The organism is Dapis hubbardiae BLCC-M172, assembly GCF_050016015.1.
Taxonomy (GTDB): domain Bacteria; phylum Cyanobacteriota; class Cyanobacteriia; order Cyanobacteriales; family Microcoleaceae; genus Trichodesmium.
On the sequence record NZ_JBNHEQ010000035.1, the window covers coordinates 47,378 to 52,624 of the forward strand.

At 31.9% G+C, this 5,247-nt stretch carries 2 protein-coding genes and 1 pseudogene; 2 read left to right on the forward strand and 1 reads right to left on the reverse strand.

The annotated features are described in order from the left end of the window. Nucleotides 1-649: 649 nt before the first annotated feature. A pseudogene (locus ACP6PK_RS03995) lies at nucleotides 650-1,546 on the forward strand (DUF2330 domain-containing protein). A gap of 210 nt (nucleotides 1,547-1,756) precedes the next feature. On the opposite strand, the gene ACP6PK_RS04000 reads toward ACP6PK_RS03995, so the two are convergent. Beyond that, entirely contained in the window at nucleotides 1,757-2,158 is a 402-nt protein-coding gene (locus ACP6PK_RS04000) for a hypothetical protein (RefSeq protein ID WP_094673496.1), read from the reverse strand. Nucleotides 2,159-3,204: 1,046 nt separating this feature from the next. On the opposite strand from ACP6PK_RS04000, the gene argS reads away from it, so the two are divergent. Continuing rightward, nucleotides 3,205-4,962 (forward strand): arginine--tRNA ligase, encoded by a 1,758-nt coding sequence (gene argS / locus ACP6PK_RS04005; protein WP_426557955.1) that lies wholly within the window; start codon nucleotides 3,205-3,207, stop codon nucleotides 4,960-4,962. Nucleotides 4,963-5,247: the final 285 nt, after the last annotated feature.

A 5,247-nucleotide genomic window follows, 5' to 3' on the forward strand; every position in this document is an offset into this window, starting at 1 on the left:
TTCTTGGCAGTCAGATTAATATTTCTAGATTTATATGTTCTCTCAACTCCGACAGTCAGATTTTTCTCAAATTATCTAGACTTGAAAGCTGCAAATTATTTTATCTATTTCTTTAGGTGAAAATTTGCTGATTTTGGGGAGAGTAAAAGTTGGAGATGGAAATCCTAAATGGTTGGTTGAAAAGTTTTTGGCAGTCAGATTAATATTTCTGGAGTTATATGTTCTTTCAACTCAGAGTAAAAATTTTTCTCAAATTATCTAGAGTGGGAAGCTGAAGATTATTTTATCGCTTTGTCTAGGTGAAAAATAGTTGGAAAATTTGCTGATTTTTCGGGAACTGAAGTAGAAGGTACAGCTCACTGAAATGACTAATATGTTTTTCATGCTCAGGCTAAAAAAAATTATTAAATTATCTATTTTCAAGGAGAGATAAAGAAAGAAATTCAGTATCTCAAGCTTCCTAGTAAAGTAGGATAAACTGATAACTGATAACTGATAACTGAAATAACTGAATATGTTCTTAAAACTCAGACTGAAAAAATTTATCAAATTATCTGTGATAGGAAGCTTAATATTAGTTTCTATGTCTATAGATGTCAAAAAAGTTAGAAGTTTTTGTGGCTTTTTTGTGGCAAAAGTTGATGCTGAAATGTTTAATAACCGCTCACAAGTAGCGATCGCTCATCAAGAGAATCAAACAACTTACAGTTTAGCTTTTGATTATAAGGGGGAACCTGAAGAGTTTGCTCTAATTTTACCAGTACCAGTTGTACTAAAAAACCAAGATGTAAGGGTTATTTCACCAAAACTTTTTCAACGCTTAGATGATTTTACTGCTCCTAGGTTAGTTGAATATGATTCTTTCAATAATAATTCAGGTCTTAGAGATGGGGGAGCTAGAAGTGGATTTCCTCGTGAAAATGTCAGAGTTATAGAAAGCTTTACTGTGGGAGAATATGATATTGTTATTTTAAGTGCAACAGAGTCTAATTCTTTAGAAAGTTGGTTAAGAGAAAATCAGTATAAAATTCCTAGAGGTGCTGCTAAATATATGCAGCCTTATATTGATAAGAAACTTTTCTTTTTTGTGGTCAGAGTTAACTTAGAAGCACAAGAAAAACTTGGTTTTCAAAATTTAAGACCTCTTCAGTTTACTGTCAAGAATTATCCTCAGATTATGTTACCTTTTCAATTGGGAAAAATTAACTCAGAGGATACTCAGAATATCATTGTTTATTTTTTGAGTGAAACTGGTCGTGCTGAAGTTAGTAATTATGAAAATGTAATGATTCCTAGTAACTTTGATGTACCACAAACTGTAGAGGCAAAATTTGGCGAATTTTATCGATAATTGTTCACTTCAACTATTCAAGCTACAAACAAAGAAATTGTAGTTATAGAATATGCTTGGGATACAGGTTTTTGTGACTCTTGTAATACAATACAGTTAGATTTTCAAGAGTTGAATGAATTGGGGATGAACCACGAACAAGCATTTATCACCAGATTACATTTACAGTATACAGTATACAAAGAATACTTATAATCAGGATTTAGAATTTACAATTACCTCCGATAAAACTCTCTATCAAGGAAGATATATTTTGTTACCAATTGACTACAATAAAGGTAGGAATTATTTCGACGACAAAGTTGAAATTAAAAATCCTTCTGGTAAAGTTATTTCGGAGGTTGAACTAAAAAAATTATTTGAAAAGTTTTAGATATCAAAAGTATCTAATACTAGGTGGAAAAATTAATCTAGATTTTGATTCGATAAATCTATAGGAAAAATTTTACACATCATATACCGTGGTAGAAATTCTTGGTTTTCATCAACACAATCTCTAGATGTTTCTAACTCCTTTTCCTCTTTCAGTGGATTTACACAAATAGCAAGTTTTCCTACTCCTGGCATTAGTGAAATTACTCGATTTTTGAGACTTTCAATATCTTGACCTAATTTATCTGCATCTGATATAGAAGGAGTAATAATGAAAAAAGTTTTGACTCCAAGTGAATCTGGGGCAAAGCCAAAACTACATTCATTTAATAAGGATTGAGTGGAAAAACTCAAAGCTTCATAAAAGCGATTAATTAGTGCTTGATAGAAAGATTCGCTAAGGGAATGATCGTCGAAAGTCCGTCTAGATAACATAATAAATTTCCTCAAGTAGTATTTTTTTCTCAGATATGTTAATTTATCTTAACATTTCTTAAAATTATATATCTATGATTATCCGATCTTCATTATCTAAATCACAAAACTATAAGATAATAATTACTAATCTAAGTGTCCTAAATCACACATAAGACTATTTTCAATTTTTCTATTTCAATTTTTGTTGTAATTCAGATAGCTTGAAACTGACTATAGTAATTCTCAGGTTTTAGTGAGATACAAAATTCTAGATTTTAGGAAACAGTGATTACTAGGAACAGGAAATAAGAAAGACAACTTTACCTAACTATCCTAAGAAACATCATAGATATAAACAGAGATTGTGGTAATTAAGTTTTAGTTCCTACAGAATCAAGGAGCAGTAAACAGGAGAAAAATCTCAGCAATTTACAACCGTAACTTTTGTTTCATGTTCTATATTTTTTTGATGTAAGCTACAATTTCCAGCTTTTTGTAATTCAGATAGCTTGAAAGTGACTATAGTAATTCTCAGGTGTGAGTCAGGTAGAAAAATCTAGATTTTAGGAAACAGGGATTACTAGGAACAGGAAATAAGAAAGACAACTTTACTTAACTATCCTAAGAAACATCATAGATAGAAACAAAGATTGTGGTAATTAAGTTTTAGTTCCTACAGAATCAAGGAGCAGTAAACAGGAGAAAAATCTCAGCAATTTACAACCGTGATTTTTGTTTCATGTCCTATATTTTTTTGACGTAAGCTACAAAAAAATATATCTATCTTACAATGACCAAAAAATTAGATCAATAGTCTCCCCTTAGATAGGGGATGAAAAAAATCAACTTCGGTATTTCAAGCTAAATAGTGCAGTTAGAGATACTGATAACTGATAACTGATAACTGATAACTGATAACTGAAATGGCCACACTAACCACCAAGAATTATCAAAAATTATAAGTTTAATTGCTCAAGATTCAAATGGGAGTGTATCAGATATTAATGTTTTTTCTCATGACAAAAGGCTATTATCTGTAAAAGTTGAAAATATTAAACATAACAATGGAACCTACTCTTGAAAAACTCAAAAGTAAATTTGACAAAGCTTTAGTTGCTGCCTTTGGTCAAAATTTAGCAGGCACAGATCCAATAGTCGTTCCTGCAAGTAATCCCAAATTTGGAGATTATCAATGTAATGTAGCGATGTCTTTAGCCAAGAAATTAAAGGATAAACCAAGGGCGATCGCTACTCAAATTATCGACAATCTTGACATTACCGACTTTTGTCTCCCACCAGAAATTGCTGGACCTGGCTTTATCAATCTTAGTCTTAAACCAGAATATATCGAAACCTGCCTAGAGGCAATAATTAAAGATAAAAGGCTGAATATTTCCCCGGCTAAAAATCCCCAGCGAGTTGTGATAGATTTTTCTAGTCCTAATATTGCTAAAGAAATGCACGTTGGACATTTAAGGTCAACAATTATCGGAGATTCTTTGGCAAGGGTATTAGAATTTCAGGGACATGATGTACTAAGACTAAATCATGTGGGAGACTGGGGCACTCAGTTTGGAATGTTAATTACTTATTTACGGGAAGCTTTTCCGGATGCTTTAACAACTGCTGATGTTTTAGATATAGGAGATTTAGTTGCTTTTTATAAGCAGTCAAAAAAACGGTTTGATGAGAATGAATATTTTAAGGAAAAGTCTAGAAAAGAAGTAGTAAGTTTACAAGCAGGTGCTGAGGATAGTAATTATGCTTGGCAACTTTTATGTAATCAATCTCGACGGGAATTTCAAGTTATTTATGACTTACTTGATATTAAGTTAAATGAGCGGGGAGAGTCTTTTTATAATTCTATGTTGTCTGGGATTGTGGAGGGGTTAAATAAGTTAGGTTTATTAGAGGAAAATGATGGCGCTCAATGTGTATTTTTGGAGGGATTTACTAATAAGGAAGGTGAGCCTTTACCTTTAATTGTACAGAAGTCGGATGGTGGTTATAATTATGCGACAACTGATTTAGCTGCCTTAGTTCATCGGATTGAAAAAGAGGAAGCAAACCGATTAATTTATGTTACTGATTCTGGTCAAGCTAATCATTTTTCTCAAGTTTGGCAGGTGGCAAAAAAGGCTGGTTGGATACCAGAAAATGTAGAGGTTGTTCATGTTCCTTTTGGTTTAGTTTTGGGAGAAGATGGGAAAAAATTAAAGACTCGTTCTGGAGAAACTGTGAGGTTAAGAGATTTATTAGATGAGGCTATAAATAGGGCGCGAAATGATTTGGAAAAAAGGTTAAAAGAGGAAAATCGTTCTGAGAGTGAAGAGTTTATTGAAAATGCTGCTCAGGTTGTTGGTTTAAGTGCAGTTAAATATGCAGATTTGAGTCAAAATCGAAATAGTAATTATGTTTTTAGTTTCGATAAAATGTTGGCTTTGCAGGGTAATACTGCTCCTTATTTGTTATACGCTTATGTGCGGGTTCAAGGAATTGCTCGGAAGGGAGAAATTAATTTTGAAATGTTGAGAAAGGATGGCAAAATTATTTTGCAGGATGAGCAAGAGTTGGTTTTAGGAAAACATCTATTACAGTTGAATGAAGTATTGAATATTGTGTCTGTTGAATTGTTGCCTAATCGTCTTTGTGAATATTTATATGAGTTGAGTGAAAAGTTTAATAAGTTCTTTGAAAATTGTCCGGTTTTAAAGTCGGAAGAACCTTTGCGTACTTCTCGCTTATTGTTATGTGATGTAACGGCAAGAACTTTAAAATTAGGTTTGTCTTTATTGGGAATTTCTGTTTTGGAAAGAATGTGATTTGTACCTGAATTTAATTTTTTTGTGTCTTTCTCTAGATGAATAATTTTATTTAGCAAACTGAGAAAATTTGAATTTTTTAAGCAGTTCTTAGATAGACATAATTTAGTATGTAGGCACGCAAAAACTTAAGAGAAAAAAGAAAACCTTTTCATCTCGGAGTTTCAAAGGAATAGTATTGACAAATTATTTGACTTTTAGGAGTTTTTAGGATTAGACGAGCAAAGCTTTGGATAATTGATAATTGATAATTGATAATTGATAATTGATAATTGATAATTGATA

Bases quoted from the DNA above. Each gene is read 5' to 3' on its own strand.
- ACP6PK_RS04000 (WP_094673496.1), bottom strand. From the start codon at position 2,158: ATGTTATCTAGACGGACTTTCGACGATCATTCCCTTAGCGAATCTTTC.
- argS (WP_426557955.1), top strand. From the start codon at position 3,205: ATGGAACCTACTCTTGAAAAACTCAAAAGTAAATTTGACAAAGCTTTA.